Source organism: Quadrisphaera sp. KR29, assembly GCF_052644995.1.
In genome coordinates, this window is the sequence record NZ_JBQXXG010000001.1 from 260,360 (window position 1) to 278,575 (window position 18,216).

General features: G+C 78.0%; 14 protein-coding genes. 9 read left to right on the top strand and 5 right to left on the bottom strand.

The features are described 5' to 3' along the window. The first annotated feature begins 31 nt into the window (after positions 1–31). From ACUN9U_RS01065 to ACUN9U_RS01080, 4 genes are all read left to right on the top strand, one after another. Positions 32–694: a TetR/AcrR family transcriptional regulator gene (locus ACUN9U_RS01065; RefSeq protein WP_445483205.1), complete on the top strand. Its 663-nt coding sequence runs from the start codon at positions 32–34 to the stop codon at positions 692–694. 1 nt (position 695) lies between these two features. Continuing rightward, a complete protein-coding gene (locus ACUN9U_RS01070) occupies positions 696–3,191 on the top strand; it encodes an MMPL family transporter (protein WP_445483065.1) in 2,496 nt (831 codons plus the stop codon). 166 nt (positions 3,192–3,357) lie between these two features. Then, entirely contained in the window at positions 3,358–4,239 is an 882-nt protein-coding gene (locus tag ACUN9U_RS01075) for an EAL domain-containing protein (RefSeq protein ID WP_445483066.1), read from the top strand. 368 nt (positions 4,240–4,607) lie between these two features. Continuing rightward, the gene (locus ACUN9U_RS01080) at positions 4,608–4,991 is read left to right on the top strand and encodes a hypothetical protein (protein WP_445483067.1); all 384 of its coding nucleotides are present in this window, start codon (positions 4,608–4,610) and stop codon (positions 4,989–4,991) included. Between the two features lie 67 nt (positions 4,992–5,058). On the opposite strand, the gene ACUN9U_RS01085 is transcribed toward ACUN9U_RS01080, so the two are convergent. The 4 genes from ACUN9U_RS01085 to ACUN9U_RS01100 form a co-directional block, all read right to left on the bottom strand. Continuing rightward, entirely contained in the window at positions 5,059–5,850 is a 792-nt protein-coding gene (locus ACUN9U_RS01085) for a TSUP family transporter (protein WP_445483068.1), read from the bottom strand. 87 nt (positions 5,851–5,937) lie between these two features. After that, complete coding sequence (locus ACUN9U_RS01090; protein ID WP_445483069.1) at positions 5,938–8,511, bottom strand: cell wall-binding repeat-containing protein; 2,574 nt, start codon at positions 8,509–8,511, stop codon at positions 5,938–5,940. Between the two features lie 133 nt (positions 8,512–8,644). Then, positions 8,645–8,845, bottom strand: a complete 201-nt coding sequence (locus ACUN9U_RS01095; RefSeq protein WP_445483070.1) for a hypothetical protein — start codon at positions 8,843–8,845, stop codon at positions 8,645–8,647. 63 nt (positions 8,846–8,908) lie between these two features. Beyond that, entirely contained in the window at positions 8,909–9,355 is a 447-nt protein-coding gene (locus ACUN9U_RS01100; RefSeq protein WP_445483071.1) for a hypothetical protein, read from the bottom strand. Positions 9,356–9,539: 184 nt separating this feature from the next. Here ACUN9U_RS01100 and ACUN9U_RS01105 point away from each other — a divergent pair, with 184 nt between their 5' ends. Genes ACUN9U_RS01105 through ACUN9U_RS01115 form a run of 3 tightly spaced genes read left to right on the top strand, consistent with a single transcriptional unit; the run spans position 9,540 to position 13,254 of the window. Further along, positions 9,540–10,772, top strand: a complete 1,233-nt coding sequence (locus ACUN9U_RS01105; RefSeq protein WP_445483072.1) for a glycosyltransferase — start codon at positions 9,540–9,542, stop codon at positions 10,770–10,772. Next, positions 10,769–11,932 carry a glycosyltransferase gene (locus tag ACUN9U_RS01110; RefSeq protein WP_445483073.1) on the top strand — a complete coding sequence of 388 codons (1,164 nt, stop codon included), beginning with the start codon at positions 10,769–10,771 and terminating at the stop codon, positions 11,930–11,932. The genes ACUN9U_RS01105 and ACUN9U_RS01110 overlap by 4 nt, the downstream gene beginning before the upstream one ends. A gap of 11 nt (positions 11,933–11,943) precedes the next feature. Continuing rightward, the gene (locus ACUN9U_RS01115; RefSeq protein ID WP_445483074.1) at positions 11,944–13,254 is read left to right on the top strand and encodes a lipopolysaccharide biosynthesis protein; all 1,311 of its coding nucleotides are present in this window, start codon (positions 11,944–11,946) and stop codon (positions 13,252–13,254) included. A gap of 184 nt (positions 13,255–13,438) precedes the next feature. On the opposite strand, the gene ACUN9U_RS01120 is transcribed toward ACUN9U_RS01115, so the two are convergent. After that, positions 13,439–14,614, bottom strand: a complete 1,176-nt coding sequence (locus ACUN9U_RS01120) for a PRC-barrel domain-containing protein (RefSeq protein ID WP_445483075.1) — start codon at positions 14,612–14,614, stop codon at positions 13,439–13,441. A gap of 136 nt (positions 14,615–14,750) precedes the next feature. On the opposite strand from ACUN9U_RS01120, the gene ACUN9U_RS01125 reads away from it, so the two are divergent. After that, positions 14,751–16,022, top strand: a complete 1,272-nt coding sequence (locus ACUN9U_RS01125) for a glycoside hydrolase family 3 N-terminal domain-containing protein (RefSeq protein WP_445483076.1) — start codon at positions 14,751–14,753, stop codon at positions 16,020–16,022. 20 nt (positions 16,023–16,042) lie between these two features. Then, entirely contained in the window at positions 16,043–18,175 is a 2,133-nt protein-coding gene (locus ACUN9U_RS01130) for a DUF6541 family protein (RefSeq protein ID WP_445483077.1), read from the top strand. Positions 18,176–18,216: the final 41 nt, after the last annotated feature.

The following is an 18,216-nucleotide window of genomic DNA, read 5'->3' on the forward strand; positions in this document are numbered from 1 at the left end:
GTCGTTGCACTGAGTGCATGATGGTCCCGTGATGCTCGTGGCGCCCCAGGGCCGCGCCGCCCTGAAGGCCCGCCACCGCGAGGCCATCGTGGCCGCCGCCCGCGCCCTCGTGGACGAGCGCGGCGCGGCCGGCTTCACCACCGACGACCTCGCCGCCCGCGCCGACGTCTCCCGCCGCACCGTCTTCAACCACTTCTCCTCCCTGGAGGACGTGGTGGTCGCCTGCGTGGAGGCCGAGCTGGAGACGGCCATCTCCGCCGTCGAGGCCGACCTGGCCGCCTCCGCCGTGCGCACCGGCCCGCTGGACGACCTCGAGGCCACCCTCACCGCGCCCGCGGTGGCACCGGCGCTGAGCTGGCTGTGCCGCACCCTGTCCGCCCCCGGGCGGGAGGCCGCCGCCGAGCGGGTGCGCCAGCAGGCCATGCACCGCTTCGGCGCCGGGGCCGCGCTGCGCCTGCGCGAGCGCTACCCCGCGACCACCCCGCTGGAGATCGAGCTGCTCACGAGCACGATCATGAACGGGATGGCGGTGGTGACCACCGCCTGGCTGGAGGAGACCTCCGGCGCCCTCGACGAGGCCGGCCTGCGCCGCTGGGGCGAGCTGCTCGACGTCCTCTTCGCCACCGCCCGCCACGGCTTCACCGGTCACCGCCCGCCGACCGCTCCCGCAGACCCCCCGACGGAAGGTGCCTGACGTGGCCCGCTGGCTCTCCGCGCTCGGCTCCCTGGCCGCGCGCCGCCCCCGAACCACCCTGACCACCTGGCTGGTGCTCCTCGCGCTCGGCGTCCTGGGCTACCTCACCCTCGGCGGCACGCTGTCCTCCCAGGTGAGCCTGCCGGGGACGCCGACGGCGAGGGTCGCCGAGCAGCTGCAGCGGGAGTTCCCCGACGCCAGCGGCGGCAGCGGCACGGTGGTCTTCCACGCCGAGGACGGCTCCGCCCTCACCGACGAGCAGCGGGCGGAGGTCTCCGCCCTGCTGCAGCGCGTGGCCGGTGCGCCGGGAGTCGCGGGCGTGGTGGACCCGTTCACCACCACCGAGCAGCGCCAGCAGCAGGCCGACCAGCTGGCCGGGGGGCAGCAGCAGGTCGACGCCGCCCGCACCCAGCTCGACCAGGGGCAGGCGCAGCTGGACGCCGGCCGGGCGCAGCTGGAGGCGCTGCCGGCCGCGGCGCAGCGCAGCCCGCAGGTGCAGGCACAGCTGGCCGCCCTCGAGCAGCAGCAGGCCCAGCTCGACGCCGGCCGGGGGCAGCTGGAGGAGCAGGCGCGCCAGGTCGACCTCGGCAGCCGCCTGCTGGCCGTGGCCGAGGGCGTGCGCCAGGTCTCCACCGACGGCAGCACCGCCCTCGGCGTCGTGCAGTTCACCGAGCCCCAGGAGGAGGTGACGCCCGAGACCAAGGAGGCCGTGGTCTCCGAGCTCGAGGGCGCCGACCTGCCCGGCGTGCAGGTGGCCCTCAGCCAGGAGCTGGTGCAGGAGGTCCCCGAGATCCTCGGCCCGGGGGAGGCCGCGGGCCTGGTCGTCGCCGCGGTGACCCTGCTCGTCGTCCTGGGCACGGCGGTCGCGGCGGTCGTGCCGATCGTCTCCGCCGTGGTCGGCGTCGGCGTCGGGGTCACCGCCGCGCTGTCGCTGTCCGGCGTCGTCGACATGATCTCGGTGACGCCCGTCCTCGGCGTCATGCTCGGCCTGGCGGTCGGCATCGACTACTCGCTGTTCCTCATCAACCGCCACCGCCGCCAGCTGCTGCACGGGATGCAGCTGCGGGCCTCGATCGCGCTGGCCACGGGGACCGCCGGCAACGCCGTCGTCTTCGCCGGCCTCACGGTGGTCATCGCGCTGGCGGCGCTCAACGTCACCGGCATCGGCTTCCTCGGGCTCATGGGCACCGTCGGCGCCTTCTGCGTGCTGGTCGCGGTCGCGATGGCCGTGACCTTCACCCCCGCTGTGCTGTCCCTGCTCGGGGCTCGCGTGCTGCGCCGGCGCGAGCGCGCCTTCTACGACCGGCACGACGCCGCCGCGGAGCAGCAGCGCCACGACGACGACGAGGCCGAGGCGGCCGCCCAGGCCGCCCTGCGGCCCATGCGCACCGGCCGCGCCGTGGCCACGGTGGTGCTCGGCGTGGCCGTGCTGGGGCTGCTGGCCGTGCCCGCCGCCTCGCTGCGCCTGGGCCTGCCCGACGGCTCCTCGGAGTCCGCCGACTCCACCCAGTACCAGGCCTTCGAGCTCACCGAGCGCGCTTTCGGCGCCGGCGCCAACGGGCCGCTGCTCGTCGTGGCGGACCTCCCGCAGCCGCTGACCGGCACCGACCAGCTGGCCGAGCAGGTGCGCATCGCCGAGCAGCTGGCCGGCCAGGCCGACGTCGCCGCCGTCGCCCCGATCGGCGCCTCGGCGGACCAGCGGCTGCTGGCCTTCCAGGTGGTGCCCGAGGGCGGCCCGACGGCGGAGTCGACCGAGGCCCTGGTCCAGGACATCCGCGACCTGCCGGAGGGCTACGGCGTCGCCGGGGTCGCCAGCGGCAACATCGACGTCTCCGAGAAGCTCGCCGGCGCGCTGCCGGGCTACCTCGCGCTCGTGGTCGGGCTGTCGCTGCTCATCCTCGTCGTCGTCTTCCGCTCGGTCCTCGTGCCGCTGACGGCCACCCTCGGCTTCGTGCTGTCCCTGTTCGCGACCCTCGGGGCGATCACCGCGGTCTACCAGTGGGGCTGGCTGGGGTCGCTGTTCGGCGTCACCACGCCGGGACCGGTGCTGAGCTTCCTGCCCACCATCGTCATCGGGATCATGTTCGGGCTGGCGATGGACTACCAGCTGTTCCTGGTCTCCGGGATGCGCGAGGCGCACGCCCACGGGGTGGACGCCCGCACGGCCGTCACCGCGGGGGTGCGGGCCGGGCGGCGCGTCGTCGTCGCCGCGGCGATCATCATGGTCTCCGTCTTCGCCGGCTTCATCGGCTCGGACTCGGTGATCATCCGCTCGTTCGGCTTCGGGCTGGCGTTCGGCGTGCTCGCCGACGCCTTCGTCGTCCGCCTGCTGGTCATCCCCGCGGTGATGCACCTGCTCGGGCGCAGCGCGTGGTGGCTGCCCCGCTGGCTGGACCGGGTGCTGCCCGACGTCGACGTCGAGGGCGCCTCCCTGGAGCGCCCCGACGGCGCTGCCTCCGTGTCCGCCGGCGCCCCGCAGGCGGCGCGGCTGCGCTGAGGCCGCTCCCGTGCGGCTCCCCGGGCGCGTCCGGGGAGCCGCGCGAGTGACATCCGCCCGCTGCTGCCGCAGCGGCGGTCAAGACGGCCCGTCTCCCGGCCGAAGGACGGGGTGAGCCGTTCCGACAGGGGGGCGCTCCACGCAGCCCGCGAGGGAGGACACCGCCGTGCCCGAGCCCGCCGCTGCGCTCCCGTCCGAGCACCACGCCGGGGCCTGGGGGCTCGCCGACCTGCGCGAGCTGCTGGCGGGCGGCCGGGCGGCCGGGGAGCTGCTGGTGCGCTACCAGCCCGTGGTGGCCGCGCTGGACGCCGAGCCGCTGGCAGTGGAGGCGCTGGTGCGCTGGCGCCGCCCCGACGGGTCGCTGGTCCCGCCCGACAGCTTCGTCGGGGTCGCCGAGGCCCACGGGCTCGGCGGCGCCCTGGACGAGCGGGTGCTGCACGAGGCGCTGCACCAGGTGCGGCGCTGGGACGCCGCGGGCGTCCGCGTGCACCGCGTGGGCGTGAACCTGGGCCGCACCAGCACCGAGCGCGAGGACCTGCTCGACGTCGTGGCGCGGGCCTGCGCGTGCTCGGGCGCCGGGCCCGACCGGCTCGTCCTGGAGGTCCTCGAGCACGAGCGCCTGCGCCTGGACGCTGCCGTGCTCGACAGGCTCCAGGCGCTGGTCGACGCCGGGGTCACCCTGGCCGTGGACGACTTCGGCAGCGGCTACGCCGGTCTGGGCCTGCTCGCCCGGCTGCCCGCCGGCCTGGTCAAGCTCGACCGCGCGCTGCTGCCCGGTGCCGGCACGCCGACTGCTCGGACCGCCCCCGACCCCGAGCGGCTGCTCGCTGCCGTGACGGCCCTGGCCCAGGCGGCCGGTGCCGAGGTGACCGCCGAGGGCGTGGAGACCCCCCGGCAGCGGGCCGCGTGCCTGCGCGCGGGCATCGGCCACCTGCAGGGCTGGCTGTTCGCCCCCGCCCTGGAGCCCGACGCCGTGACCGAGGTGTTCCGCGCCCACGCCGCCGCCCGGGCGGCCGCGCCGCTGCTGGCGGCGTCGCCGTCCTCCTGAGGCGGCGGGGCCGGACGGCCCCTCAGCGGGTGCGCACCGCCAGCCGGACGAGGCTGCCCAGCACCGAGATCACCTGCACGGCGACGGCCAGGGGGTTGCGGGTGGTGGTGGCGGTGGTGGCGGACCGGGACACGGGGGGCTCCTCGTCGAGCGGGTCGATGACGACCACGACGCTAGGGCCGCCGGCACGGGCCGCGCGGGACTTCCGCCCGACCGGACCAGCCGGTTCGCGGCGCGGCGCTGCGACACGCCCGCACCCGCCGGTGGTCGGGACGGCGGGCCGGCGGGACGGCGGGCCCGCGCGGTGGCGCCGGTGGCCTGGACCTGCAGGGCTCAACCCCGGGGCGCCCCGTGCCGACACCTGCGGTGTGACCCACCGCAGCGAAGCGCTGGCGGGCGTGCAGCGGCAGCTCCTCGCCCTGGTCGCGGTGCCCGGGCAGCACGCCGCGGCGCCCGCGCCCACCGGAGCCGAGCACCTGTACCGCGCCGTCGCCTCGATCCAGCGCGACGGCGCCCCCGAGCCCCGCGTGGGCGTCGACGCCGACGGTGACCTGCAGGCCCGCTGGAGCGTGGGCAGCACCGAGCTCGTGCTCACCGTGGAGGACCGCGGGGCGGGCTACCTGTGGGCGCTGGACGCCGACGGCGCCGAGCTGCTCTACGCGGAGTGGAGCCCCTCGGAGCAGCCGCACGCGGTGTGGCGCGCCGGCGCGGCGATCCTCCTGCCCGAGGGGCGGGCCGCCGCCCCCTGCTGAGCGCCGTGGACCGTGCGCGTGGCGAGCCCGTGAGCGCGCCGGGCCCGTGGCTGCGCCGGGGCGGCGCTCACAGGAGCAGCAGGGCGACGGCGGAGACGGCCGTCAGCGCCAGCGTGAGGTTGGTGAACAGCTGCTGCGGCACCCGGCGCAGCACCTTCACGCCGACGACGGCCCCCAGCAGCAGCGCCGGCACGAGGAGCAGGTCGAGCACCAGGGACTCCCTGTCGATGAGCCCCAGCTGCACGCTGAAGGGCACCTTGGCGACGTTGACGATGGCGTAGAGCCAGGCCGCGGTGCCGACGAAGGCCATCTTGCTGACCCGCATCACCAGCAGGTACATCGAGGAGATCGGCCCGGCGGCGTTGGCGACCATGGTCGCGAACCCGGCGCCGCCGCCGGCCAGCGCCGCGGTGACCCGCCGCCGCACCGGGCCCCAGGAGTCGGGGCCGGCCGGGCCGGCCGTCTCGTCCTGCGGCACGGGCGGCCGCAGCAGCGAGCGCAGCTGCATCGCGGCGAGCACCAGCAGGAGCACCCCGAGGAAGCGGCGCAGGGCGACGTCGTCGACGGTGTCGAGGAAGACGACGCCGAGCAGCAGGCCGCCCAGGAGGTACGGCAGCAGCCGCACCAGCAGCTTCCAGTCGGCGTGGCGGCGGTACAACGAGACGGCGATGACGTCACCGACGATGAGCAGCGGGACGATCGCGCCGGTGGAGGCCCTGGTCGGCAGCACCAGCGCGAAGATCACCGCGACGAGGGTGCCCAGGCCCGAGAACGCGGTCTTGGAGAAGCCGATGACCAGCCCGCCGACGGCGAGCACCGCCCAGTCGAGGGGGGTCAGGACCGAGAGGTCGACGCTCACGGGGTGACGGGCCTGACCACGCCCCGACCCTACCGGGCGGTCGGTTTCCTCAGGCCGCCAGCGGGCGGCAGGCCCCAGGGCGGCAGGTCAGCAGCGGGTGAGCGCTGCGGCGGCGTCGGAGACGGACCGGGGGCCGCCCAGCACCGTCGTCGTCGTCGCCCCCAGGGCCCGCACGCGGTCGACGACCGTCCCGGGGGCGCAGCCGGGCTGCACGAGCAGCAGCGGCGCCCCCAGCGAGGCGGCCAGCGGGCCGCCGGTGAGGGCGTCGGGGAAGTCGGCGCCGGTGGCGAGCACGACGCCGCCCGCGCCCTGCGGGAAGGCGGTGCCAGCCACCTGCGCGGCCGTCTCGTAGCGGTCCTTGCCGAACAGCCGCTGCACCGAGGCTCCCGGGACCGCGGCGGCCACCTGGCCCACCACGGTCGACGACACCTGGCCGCCCAGGACGTACACGCGGGTCGGGCGCAGCCGGTCCAGCGCGGTGAGCGCCGGTCCCGAGAGGTTGGTGGGCTCGGTGAGCAGCAGGGTGCCGCCCAGCTGCGACGCCGCGGCCGCCCCCGACAGGGCGTCGGGGAAGTCGAGGCCGGTGGCCAGGAACACCGGCCCGCCGGTGCCGGTCTCGGCGGCCACGGCGGTGGCCACCGCCGCCGACGTGCCGTACCTGTCGTCCCCCTGGACGCGGTCGACCGCGCCCGCGTAGGCCCGCAGCTGGTCGACGACGCCGTCCTCGACGGCCCTGGCCCCGCCGACCACGGTGATGCGGGCCGGGGACAGGCGGCGCAGCTCGCTGGTCACCGCGCCGGGCAGGGCGCCGCTGGCGGGGACGAGGACGACGGGGGTCGGCGCCCCGGCGCGCCCGGCCGCGGCGCCCGCGGCGAGCGCGTCGGGGAAGGCGGAGCCGGAGGCCACGAAGACGCGCTGGCCGCTGGACGGGGTCTTGACCAGGGCGCCGGAGACGGCGGCGGCGGTCCCGTAGCGGTCGTCGCCCTGCAGGCGGGGACCCGCGGCGGTGGTGGAGGCCGTCCAGTGCTCCTGGCCGGCGGCGGCCACGGACACCTGCGCGGTGACGGACCCGTCGGCGTTCGCGGTGGTGCGCACGGAGACCCCGCCCGCGGCGCTGGTGAAGGTGGTGCCGGGCGCCACGACGACGTTGGTGTCGGTGCCGGTGGTGGGCGTGGGGTCGAGCAGCAGGCTGCCGCCGTCGGCGCCGGCCTTGAGCACCCGCAGGCCGTAGGTGACGCGGCTGGAGCCGCCCCAGCCGAAGGTGTCGCGCCCGGTGGCCGCGCGCACCTCCAGGTCGTAGGTGTCGCCGCTGCGCGGGTCGGTGACGAGCACCGAGCGCAGGCCGCTGAGCCCCGACAGCGGATGGATGGTCCAGGTGCTGGTGCCGGAGGTGGTGACCGTGGCGCGGCCGCCGGCAGGGAGCAGGCCCAGGCGGGCCAGCGCGAGCGCCGAGGCGCTGCCGGTGGCCTGCACCGGGGTGCCGTCGGCGCGGGCCGCGGCGCTGGACATGACGTCGGTGCGGTCGCCGTAGTCCTGCACGGTGCACGAGCGGTAGCTGGCGCTCCTGCCGACGGCCTCGTCCACCGCCGACCCGCACTGCAGGCGGTCGGCGTGCAGCAGCGACATGTTGTGGCCGAGCTCGTGGGCGATCGCCGGCCAGCTGGCGTCGCTGACGTACGTGACCCCGCCGGCGCCGGGGGAGGAGCCGACCGAGCCCAGGCCGTAGGAGCAGCCCGCGGCGTACGCCTGCGGCGGCAGCAGGAGCAGCAGGTGCCGGCCGGCGCCCTGGGAGAACCCCGCGCGCTGGGCGGCCTCGCCCCACAGCGCGTTGGGGTCCGAGCAGCTCAGCGCGCTCGAGTAGCGGGTGACCGGGCCCTCGCGGCGGAAGCCGACGGCCCCGCCGGTCTGCTCGCCCCAGTAGTCGCTGGCGCTGGAGAGCAGGGAGTCGACGGTGGCGTCGCTGTAGGAGCCGTCCGACCCGCCCAGCATCGAGATGGCCACCACCGTCACCGACTGCGACGACGTCACCGTGGTCGCCGCGGGGGCCGTGGCGCTGACCACCTGCGCGGCCACCGGCTCGGCGACCGCCGCTGCCGCCACGGCGCTCGCCCGGGCCAGCGGGGAGCCGGAAGGCGCGGAGCTGTCAGCGGCCGCCTCCAGGGCCGGCTCGGTGATGGTGGTGGTGGCGCGCGAGCTGGAGTCGGGGACGGTGTCGACCGGCTTCCCGCCCTTCACGGCGCGGACGACCGGCTCGGGCACCTGCACGCGGACGGTCACCGCGCTGCCGGGCCTCACGGCCTCGACGGCGCCGTGCTGCAGCGGCACCCACACGCCGCCGACCTGCAGGTAGGAGGCCATCGCCCCCGGCTCGTCGTCGTGGTCGTCGTGGTCGTCGTGGTCGTCGTGGTCGTCGTGGCCGGCCAGCTCGGCGGCCGCCGCGGCGCGCGCGGCGGCCAGCGTCCCGGCCTCGGTGTGGTCCACGTCGGCGAGCACGCGCAGCGTGCCGGTCAGCAGCGCCGTCGGCTCGTCGGTGTCGACGACGGCGCTGGCGGGCACGTCGTCGCCGGTGGCGGGCACGGCGGAGGCGGGCAGGGCGGACGCGCCGGCCACGAGCAGCCCAGCGGTGGCCGCAGCGGCCAGAGCGGGCAGGGGGCGGCGCATCGAGACCTCCGGGAGGGGCGAGCCCTCACCGTAGGTAGCGGCGCGTGACGATCGGGGGAGAACACGCGGAGCGGGCCGCGCTCGCCGCCGAGCGCAGCGCGCCCTGGCGCGGCGGGTGGCCCGCCCGCCGGGGTCAGGCCCCCAGGGCCGGCGCGAGGCGCTGCTCGAGCTCCGCGGTCAGCGCCTCGAGCTCCACACCCCCCTCGCTGAGCAGCGCCAGGAGGTCCTCACCGGCCCGGAGCCGGACGACCAGCTGATCGGCGTCGGTGCCGAGCAGGTCGCTGAGGGCCGACAGGGTGGCCGACCGGGCGCAGGAGGCGGGGGTGGTGCTCATGCCCCGTCCATCGGCCGGACGGGGCACGGGGTCAACCCTTGAGGACCGACGTCTTCGCGGGCCTCAGCCGCTGATGACGTGGCAGGACGACGCTCGCCGCTCGCGGGCGACGTAGAGCGTCGCGCAGGCGCGGCCCGCGTCGACCTCGTCCGGCATGTCGGTGTTGGTGAGGCGGATGCCCAGGGTGCGGCACCCGGGCAGCGAGGCCTTGTGGTGGGTCTCGGAGCGCCCCGTGAGGTCGGTGTAGGTGAAGTCGACCCTGACGTCGCAGAACAGCCCGTTGCGCATGGCGGCCACCCCGGCGCAGTCGACCGTGGCGGTCTGGGCGGTGATGCTGGTGCCGGTGCCGGAGATCTTGTGGATCAGGACGCAGCCGTAGGGCACCGAGCGGGTCAGCCCGGAGGTGGCGTCGGTGTAGCTGAACGGCGCGATGGGGGACGCTCCGTACGCCGAGGCCTGGGCAGCGCCAGCGCTGGTGACGCCCAGGACCCCCGCGGCGGCGAGCGTCACGACTGCGCGAAGAGCGCGGCGCATGGGAGCCCTCTCGTCTGGACGGTTGAGCACTTGATAGTCGAGGACGACGCACCTCGGCAAGTGGCGGCCCGCGTGGCGGCGGCGGACCCGCGGAGGGTCGCCGGTGCGTGACCGTCCGTGCCGGGCATGCCCCGACCGGCGGGTGCGTACCGTGCCCTGCGTGCGCACGGTCGTGGTCACCAGGGCCTACGCCCCCGAGCCCGCCGCGGCCGCCTGGCGGCAGGCGGCGCTCGCCCGCGCCCTGGCCGGCGCCGGCCACGCCGTGGAGGTCCTCACCTCCCGCCCGCCCGCGGGCGTGGAGGAGGAGCCAGTCTCCCGGACACCCGACGAGCGGGGCGCACCGCGCGTGCGCCGCTGGCCCGTGCTGCGCGACGCCAGCGGCAACGTGCGCGGCTACGTGCAGTACGCCAGCTTCGACCTGCCGGCCGGGCTGCGGCTGGCGGCGCGGGTCCTGGGACCTCGCGCCGGGCGCCCCGACGTCGTCGTCGTCGAGCCCCCGCCCACCACGGGCCTGGTGGTGCGGCTGGTGTGCGGCCTGCGGCGGGTGCCCTACGCCTACTACGCGGCCGACCTGCTCAGCCTGGCCGCCGCGGAGGCGGGGCTGCCGAGGCCGGCGCTGCGGCTGCTCACCGCCCTGGAGGCGTGGGTGCTGCGCGGCGCCGCCCGGGTGATGACGGTGGACGAGGGCTACGCCGAGCGCGTGCGCGCGCTGGGGGTGCCCGCCGGGCGGGTGGCGGTGGTCGGCACCGGTGTGGACACCGACCAGCTGCGCCCGCCAGATCCCTCGGACCCCGACGACGCGGGCGCCGGCGAGCCGCCGGCGTTCGTCTACGCGGGCACGATGTCGGAGGTGCAGGGCGCCGGCGTGCTGGTCGACGCCCTGGCCCGCGTGCTGCCCGAGCACCCCGGCGCCCGCGCCGTCTTCTACGGCGGCGGCGTGCAGGCCGCTGAGCTGGCCGAGCGCGCCCAGCGGCTGGCGCCGGGGCTCATCACCTTCCCCGGGCTCGTGGCGCCCTCGGTGATCGCCCGCGCCACCGCCGCGGCGCGGGCCGGGCTGGCCAGCCAGCGGCCCGACACCGCCTACGCCTTCGCCTTCCTGGTCAAGCCGCTGGCCGCCACCGCGTGCGGTGCGCCGGTCGTCTACGCCGGCGCGGGGCCCTTCGCGCGGCTGGTGGGCGAGCACCGCCTCGGGTGGGCCGTCCCCTGGGACGTCGAGGCCGTGGCCGCCGCCCTGCGCGAGGCCCTCGAGCGGCCGGCGCCGAGCGCCGCCGAGCGGGCCCGGCTGGTGGCGTGGACCCGCGAGCACCACTCGCTGCGCGCGGTGGCGCGCCGCGCGGCCGCCGCCGTGGAGGCCGCCGCGGGCACCCGGCCCGTCCACGCCCCTTCGTCGTGAACACGGTCCGCCGCGAGCGGGAGGTGCCCCCGACCCGGCCACCCGCCGCGGTCTTCGTGCTCTCCCAGGCCACCCCGCTGCGCGGCATGGAGCGCGCCGCCGCCGACACCGTCGCCGCGCTGCGGGCCGACGGCCTCGACGTCGTGCTGCACGCCCTCGTCGCCAGCCCGCGCGCCGGGCGCGCAGGACGGCTGGTCGACCTCGCGGCCTCCTTCGCCGCGGCCCGCCGGCTCGTGCGCCAGCCCGGGCCGCCGCTGGTGCTCGTCGGGATCTGGGTGGGTCTGCGGGTGCTGCCCTTCCGCCGCCGCCGCGACCGCGCGGTGGTCGCGTGGGAGCACTCCCTCACCAGGGAGCGGCGTGCTGCGCTGCGCTCCTTCGACGTCGTCGCCCGCCTGGTGCTGCCCCTGTACGCCCGCCGCGCCCACCGCGTGGTGGCCGTCAGCGCGGCCGTGGCAGCGGCCCTCGCCGAGCAGCCGGGGCTGGGACCGGGGCCGGCCGAGCGCGTCGTCGTCGTCCCCAACCCGGTGCGCGAGGGACGAGTGGCGGTCAGCGGCCGGCGGGAGCCGGCGCCGCGGCGCACCGGGGGGCGGCTGCTGTGCATCGGGGGCCTGGAGCCGCTGAAGAACCCCGAGCTGGCGCTGCGGGCGCTGGCGCTGCTGCCCGGTACCCACCTCGACGTGGCCGGCGGCGGGTCGCGGCTGCCGGCGCTGCGCCGGCTGGCCGCGCAGCTCGGCGTGGACGGGCGCACCACCTGGCACGGACACACCGACCGGGTCCCCGAGCTGCTCGACGCCTGCGACGCCGTGCTGCACACCTCCCGCTCGGAGACCTTCGGGTACGCGCTGCTGGAGGCCGCCGCGGCGCACCGGCCGGTGGTGGCCGTGGCCACCGAGCAGGCCCGCCACCTGGTGCCCTCCCTGGTGCCGGGGACGACGACGGCGGCCGAGCCCGCCGCGGTGGCCGCCGCGCTGCGCGAGGTGCTCGCCGCGCCACCGCCGGACGCCGCGTTCGCGGCGGCCGACGCCGCGCGGGCGCGGGCCTACGGCCGCGAGGCGCTGGTGGCGGGCTGGCGGGCGGTGCTGGCGCCGGTGCCCGGTCCGGTGCCGGCTGCGGGCCTCGATCCGCGCGAACCGGGCTCGGGGGAGCGCCGCGCGCCGTAGCGTGCACGGGCGTGGCCGGAGCTGACGTCGACGCGCCCGCCGGCGGCGCGGTGGTGGACGGCAGCACCTCGGGGCTGCGGCGCAGCAGCGCCAGCATGCTGCTGGGCCACGGCGGCCGGGCGGTGCTCGCCGGGCTGACCTTCCTGCTCGTGGCGCGCGAGCTGGGCGCCGCCGGCTTCGGCGCCGTCAGCGCCGTCATGGCCGCCGCCGCGCTCGTGCTCCCCTTCGCCTCGCTCGGCGCGGTGCACCTGCTGGTGCGCTCCGCCGTCCGCGCGCCTGCGCGCCTGCCCGGCGCCTTCGCCGGCTCGGTCGTGGTCACCGCCGGGGGCGGGCTGCTGGCGACGTCGCTGGCGGCGCTGGTGTGCGCCGCCGTGGTGCCGTCCCTGCCGCTGGGGGTGGTCGTCTCGCTGCTCGTGGCGGACCTGGTGGGCTCCGCCCTGCTCGAGCTGGCCGCCGGCGTGCAGGTGGCGCGCGGGCGGGCGCTGGCCGCTGCGCACGGGCAGGTGCTCTTCCACGGGCTGAGGTTCGCCGCCGCGGTGGCGCTGGTGCTCACGCCCGCCGGGCTCACCACGGGCGGCTGGGCGTCGGCGTACCTGCTCACCTCGCTGGTGGGCGCGGGAGTGGCCGTCGTCCTGGTCCGTCGGGAGGTGGGGGCCGGGGCGGGCGGCCGCGCAGCGCTGGCCGGCGAGGTGCGCTCCGTGCTGGCGCAGTGGCGCGACGGGCTCCACTTCTCGGTGGGCCTGGGCGCGCAGGCCCTCTACAACGACCTCGACAAGCTCATGCTCGCCCGGCTCGGGTCGGTGGCCGCCAACGGCGCGTACACCGCGGCCTACCGGCTGGTCGACGTCGCGCTGGTGCCGCTGCGGGCCGTGCTGGCGGCCGCCTACCCCCGCTTCTTCGCCGCCGGGGCGGCCGGAGGGGCGGCCGGGCTGCGCTCCGCGGTGGGGCTGGCGCGCAGCATCGCGCCGACCACGGTCGGCTGGTGCGCACTGGCGTCGGTGTCGCTGCTGGCCGGCGCGGGCCTGGTGCCGGTAGTGCTGGGCCCGCAGTACGAGCCTGCCGTCGGAGCGCTGCGGGCGCTGGCGCTCCTGCCGCTGCTGAAGGTGGCCCACTACCTGGCCGCGGACGCCCTCACCGGCGCGGGCCACCAGCGCGTGCGCAGCGCGTGGCAGCTGGGTGTGGCGGTGGGCAACGGCCTGCTGAACCTGTGGCTCATCCCCGCCTTCGGGCTGACGGGTGCTGTGGCGGCCAGCCTCGTCTGCGACGGCGTGCTGGCGCTGGCCCTGTGGAGCGTCGTGTGGAGGCGGCTGCGCCGCGGCTGACGCGCCGAGGACGGCGACCACCACCAGGCGAGCTCCCGCGCGCGAGGACCCCGCCCTAGCTGCCCCTGGGGCCCTCCGGCGGGGTCCTGCACGCCTGGCGCCGCGCCGCCCGGGCCGCCGCAGAGGGGGCGGCGGCCCGGGCGGGGGACGCTGTCAGCCGGTCACCCGAGGACCGGCGGTGGCGTCAGCGGAGGCTGCCGCCGTCCTGCTGGCGGGCGAGGCGCTCGGCCTCGTCGGCCGGCACCTCGATGACGTCCTCCTTCTTGACCAGCACCCACTGGCTCAGGCGGGGCTTGCGCTGGCCGCCCGCCGAGCCCGCGGCGTACCCGCCCGCCGCGCCGGCGCCGGCGGCCAGCGGCGCGGAGCCCAGGCCGGAGTCGGAGCGGTCACCACGGCGGCCGATGTCCTCGCCGTCGGCGAAGCGGTCGTCGCGGGCCGTGCTGGTGTCGGTGCCCGTGACGCGCGAGACGCGGCCGTCCCGGCCGTCGCGGTCGTAGCCGCCCCGGTCGTCGCGGTCGTAGCCGCCGCGGTCGTCGCGCCGGTCGTCGCGGTGGGCGGCTGCCGCCGCGGCGAGACCGCCCAGACCAGCGCCGCCGGCGGCCGCGGCACCCGTGCCCCGGCCGCGGTCGTCGTCGCGGCGGTCGTCGCTCCGGTAGCCGTCGCGGACGTCGTCGCGGAAGCCGTCACGGCGCTCATCACGCCGGTCGTCACGCCGGTCGTCGCCGTCCAGCTTGTCCTTGATCTTGTCCATGACGCCGCGGTCGTCGTCGCGTCGGTCGTCCCGGCGGTCGTACCGGTCGTCGCGGCGGTCGTCGGCGTAGCCAGCAGGCCGGTCGTCGCGGTAGCCGTCGCGGCGGTCGTCGTCGCGGTAGCCGTCACGCCGGTCGTCGTAGCGGTCGTCGCCGCGGTGGGCGGCTGCGGCGCCGGCCACCCCGCCCGCGCCCGCCCCGGCTGCCGCTGCGCCCAGGCCGTGGCCGTCGCGGCGGTCGTCGTGGCGCAGGTCGCGCGCACCAGCGTCGTGGTGCTCCGCGGAGCCGGACTGCCCGGTGGTGCCCACGCCGTAGTACTCGAAGAGGCGGTCCTCCTCGGAGATGTCCAGGTGGCCCTCGTCGTCGACGCGCGGGGCGTCCTTGACCTTGGACTTGTCGTACGGCACGCGCAGGTCGTCACCGTCGAACTGGGCCTGCGCCAGCGGCACGAACGACTCGGACGTGCCGAAGAGCCCGGTCTGCACGGTGACCCACTCGGGGCGGCCGGTCTGGTCGTCGCGGTAGACGGCCCCCGCCTTGCCGATCTTCTCCCCGTCGGACCCGTAGACGGCAGCTCCGGGGATCCGCTCCACCTCAGCGTCGGTGATCATGGCCGCTCCTCGCGATCGTCGGACGGCACGCGCTTCTGCGTGCCACCGCACCGCTACCCCGTGATCGACGTCTCACACACCCGCCGCTGATCTCCTCGGCGTGGCGGGCGCGCGGCGGCGGGTAGCGTCGAGGCCGATGGCACGAGCGCAGCACGCCCCCCTCACCCGAGCCGCGCGAGCGCTGCTGATCCCCCTCGCGCTCCCCCTGGCCGTGCTGCTCGTCCTGGTCGGCTGCACGGGCGCCGGGACGGCGGAGCAGGGCGGCGCCCGGGCCGGTGCCGGGGGCACCCAGGACCCGGCGCCCTCCGGAGGGACCACGGCGGGGGAGGGGAGCCCGTCGCCGTCGCCGTCGCCTGTCGACCCCGACCTGGCCGCCGCGGAGCGGGCGCTGGCGGGCCTGGACCTGCGGGCGCGAGCCGCCCAGCTGCTCGTGGTGGGCGTGCCCGCCGACGACCTCGCCCGCGGGGACGCCCTGCTGGAGCAGGCCCCCTACGGCGGCCTGTTCATCGCCGGGCGCTCGCAGGCCGCCGCCGAGGACGTCGGCGCCGTGACCGTGCCGTGGGCCGAGCGCGCCCGCGCGGCGGGCCGCCCCGTGCCGTGGGTGGCGGCCGACCAGGAGGGCGGCGCGGTCCAGACCTTCTCCGGCCCCGGTTTCGAGGACCTCCCCAGCGCCCGCCAGCAGGGGCGGGGCGACCCCTCCGCCGTGCAGGCCGCCGCGCGCGGCGTCGGCGAGTCGCTGCGCACCGCGGGGGTCACGCTGGACCTGGCGCCGGTCGCCGACGTCGTCCCCGACGGCACCGCGCCGTCCAACGCGCCGATCGGCAGGTACGGCCGCGAGTACGGCGCCACCGCCGAGGAGGTCGCGCCGGACGCCGCCGCGGCGGTCACCGGGCTCGGCGAGGCGGGCGTCGTGGCCACCGTCAAGCACTTCCCAGGGCTCGGCCGGGTCACCGGCAACACCGACAGCGCCGCCGACGTCCGCGACACCGCGACCTCCGCCTCCGACCCGGGCGTCGCGCTGTTCGGAGAGCTGGCCGCGCTGCCGCAGCGCCCCTTCGTCATGACGTCCTCGGCGGTCTACGAGCAGATCGACCCCGCCGCGCCGGCCGCCTTCTCCCCGGCGGTCGTCCGCGACCTGCTGCGCGGGCAGCTCGGCGTGGACGGCGTGGTCATCTCCGACGACCTCGGGCGCGCGAAGGCGGTCTCCGCGGTCTCCCCGGCCGACCGCGCCACGCGCTTCGTCGAGGCCGGCGGCACGCTGGTGCTCACCGTCGACCCCGAGCTGGCGCCGACCATGCTCGAAGCGCTGGTGGCCCGGGCCCAGGCCGACCCGGCCTTCGCCGCCGCCGTGGACGGCGCGGCCCTGGTGGCGCTTCAGGCCAAGGCGCGGGCGGGGCTGCTGCCCTGACCGGTGCGTGGGGCGCCCCGGTGGTGCTGCTGGCCGCCGCCGCGCTCCTGTGGGTCCCCGGTGCGCTGCTCGGGCGCGCGCTCGGCCTGCGCCGGCGCTGGGCGCTGGCCGCCGCTCCCGCCCTGACCTGGGGGCTGGTGGCGCTGGGGGCCGTGGCGGTGCCGCGGGCGGGCCTGCGGTGGACGACGACGACGGCGGCCGGTGTGCTCGCCGTCGCGCTGCTGGCCGCGCTGGCGCTGCGGCTCCTCCCGCGCCGGGCACCGGCCCCCGGCGCAGAGTCAGGTCCAGGCGCACTGTCAGGTCCAGGCGCAGTGCCAGGTCCTGGAGGCCGGATCCGGCCTCGGGGACCTGACGCTGACGCGCGGCCTGGCACTGCGCGGGGATCGCTGGTGGCGCCGGTGCTGGGCGTCGCCGTGGCAGCGGCCCTGGTGGTGGCCGTGGCGTGGCGGGCGGGGCACCGGCTCGGTGCGGTGGCGCAGACGTGGGACGCCGCCTACCACGCCAACCTCACCACCCTCATCGCCGACACCGGCGACAGCGACCCCGTCTCCGCGCCCAGCGCGCTGGCCAGCGCGGGCTGGCGCGACGTGGCGACCTACTACCCCGACGCCCTCCACGCCGCCGCGGCGCTGGTCGTGCGGCTCACCGGGGCGGGCTCGGGCGCGGTGCTCGACGTGCTGTCGGCCCTCGTGGCCGGGGCGCTGCTGCCGGTGGCGGCCGGCGCGCTCGCCGCAGCGCTGGCGCCGGCGCGGCGCGGGACGGCCGCCGCAGCGGCCGCCGTCGTCGTCGTCCTGCCCGTCGCGGCCCCCTGGGACCAGTGGTGGCGCGGGGTGTGGAGCTACGGCGCCGCCGTGGCGACCGCCGTGCTCGTCGCGGCGCTCGCGGTCCGCGCCGCGGAGGGCCGCCTGGTGCCGGGGCGGCCCGTCCCGGCCGCGGCGGCGGTGCTGCTGGGGGTGGTGGGGGTGGCGGGGCTGCAGCCCGCCGGCGTGGTGCTGGCGGGCGTGCTGGTGCTGGGGTGGGCGCTCTCCCGCCTGGCGCTGACCGTGCTCCCGGGCGGCTCGGGGGGCGGCTCGGGGGGCGGCGCGCGGGGGTGGGGCGCCCTGGCGGCTGCCGCCGTCGGCACGCTGCTGCTGCCGCCCCTCGTGCTGGCGCTGGCGCGGTGGTCGCCCGCGCTGGGCAGCCTGGCCTCCTACGACTACGCCACCCGTCCCGCCACGTGGACCGGCCTCGGCCAGGCGCTCGTGTCGGTGCTCGGCGGGGTGCGCCGCCTCAGCGACGGGTACGGCTTCGACCTGCCGGCCCAGGGCGGTCAGTGGGCGTTCACCGGCGCGGTGCTCGTGGCCGTGGCGCTCCTGGCCACCGACCGCGCGACGGTGTGGCTGGCCGTCGTCTGGGGCCTGGCCGTGGCCGCCGCCGTCGGCACCGTCGTCCCGGTGGGCCCCGTGCTGGCGCAGGTGGTCGGCCCCGCCGGCGGCGCAGCCGCCGACGCGCTGCGCTCGGTGACGCTGTTCTTCTACAACGCCCCCTTCCGGCTCATGGCCGTGGTGGCGGTCGTCGGCGCGGTGGCCGTCGGCGTCGGCGCGGCCCGCGCCGCGCACCTGCTCGACACCCGCGCCGCTCCCCGGCACGCCCGCGTGGCGGCGGCGGCCGTGGCGCTGGCGACGGCCGCGGCGGCGCTCGCCAGCACCCTCGACGTCGCCGCCCCTCGCCTGGCGGCCGGCTACGCCCCGCGGGTCACCGGCGCGGACCAGCGCGCCGTGATGGACCTGCTCGCGCAGGCGCTGCGCGAGCAGCCGCTGCCGGCGGGGGCCGCCGTGGCCAACGACCCCGTCGACGGCTCCGCCTGGCTGTACTCCCTGCACGACGTGCCGGTGCTCTTCCGCCACTACGCCCCGGGCCGGCTCACGCCGGACGCGCAGCTGCTGCTGGCCCGGCTCGACGACGTGGACACCGACGCCCGCGTCCAGCAGGCCCTGCGCGACCTGCGCGTCTGCTACGTCTACACGGGAGGGCGCCCGGTCTACGCCTCCATGGAGCTGGCGCCGGGCTTCACCGGCCTGGGCGCCGCGGGCCTGCTCGAGCCGGTCGCCAGCGCGGGGAGCGCGGCGGCGTACCGGGTGCTGGTCCCCGGCACGCCCTGCGCGCCCGGCTGAGCCCGGGGCGGAGCGGGGACGGCCGGCGGCGCACCGCCCGC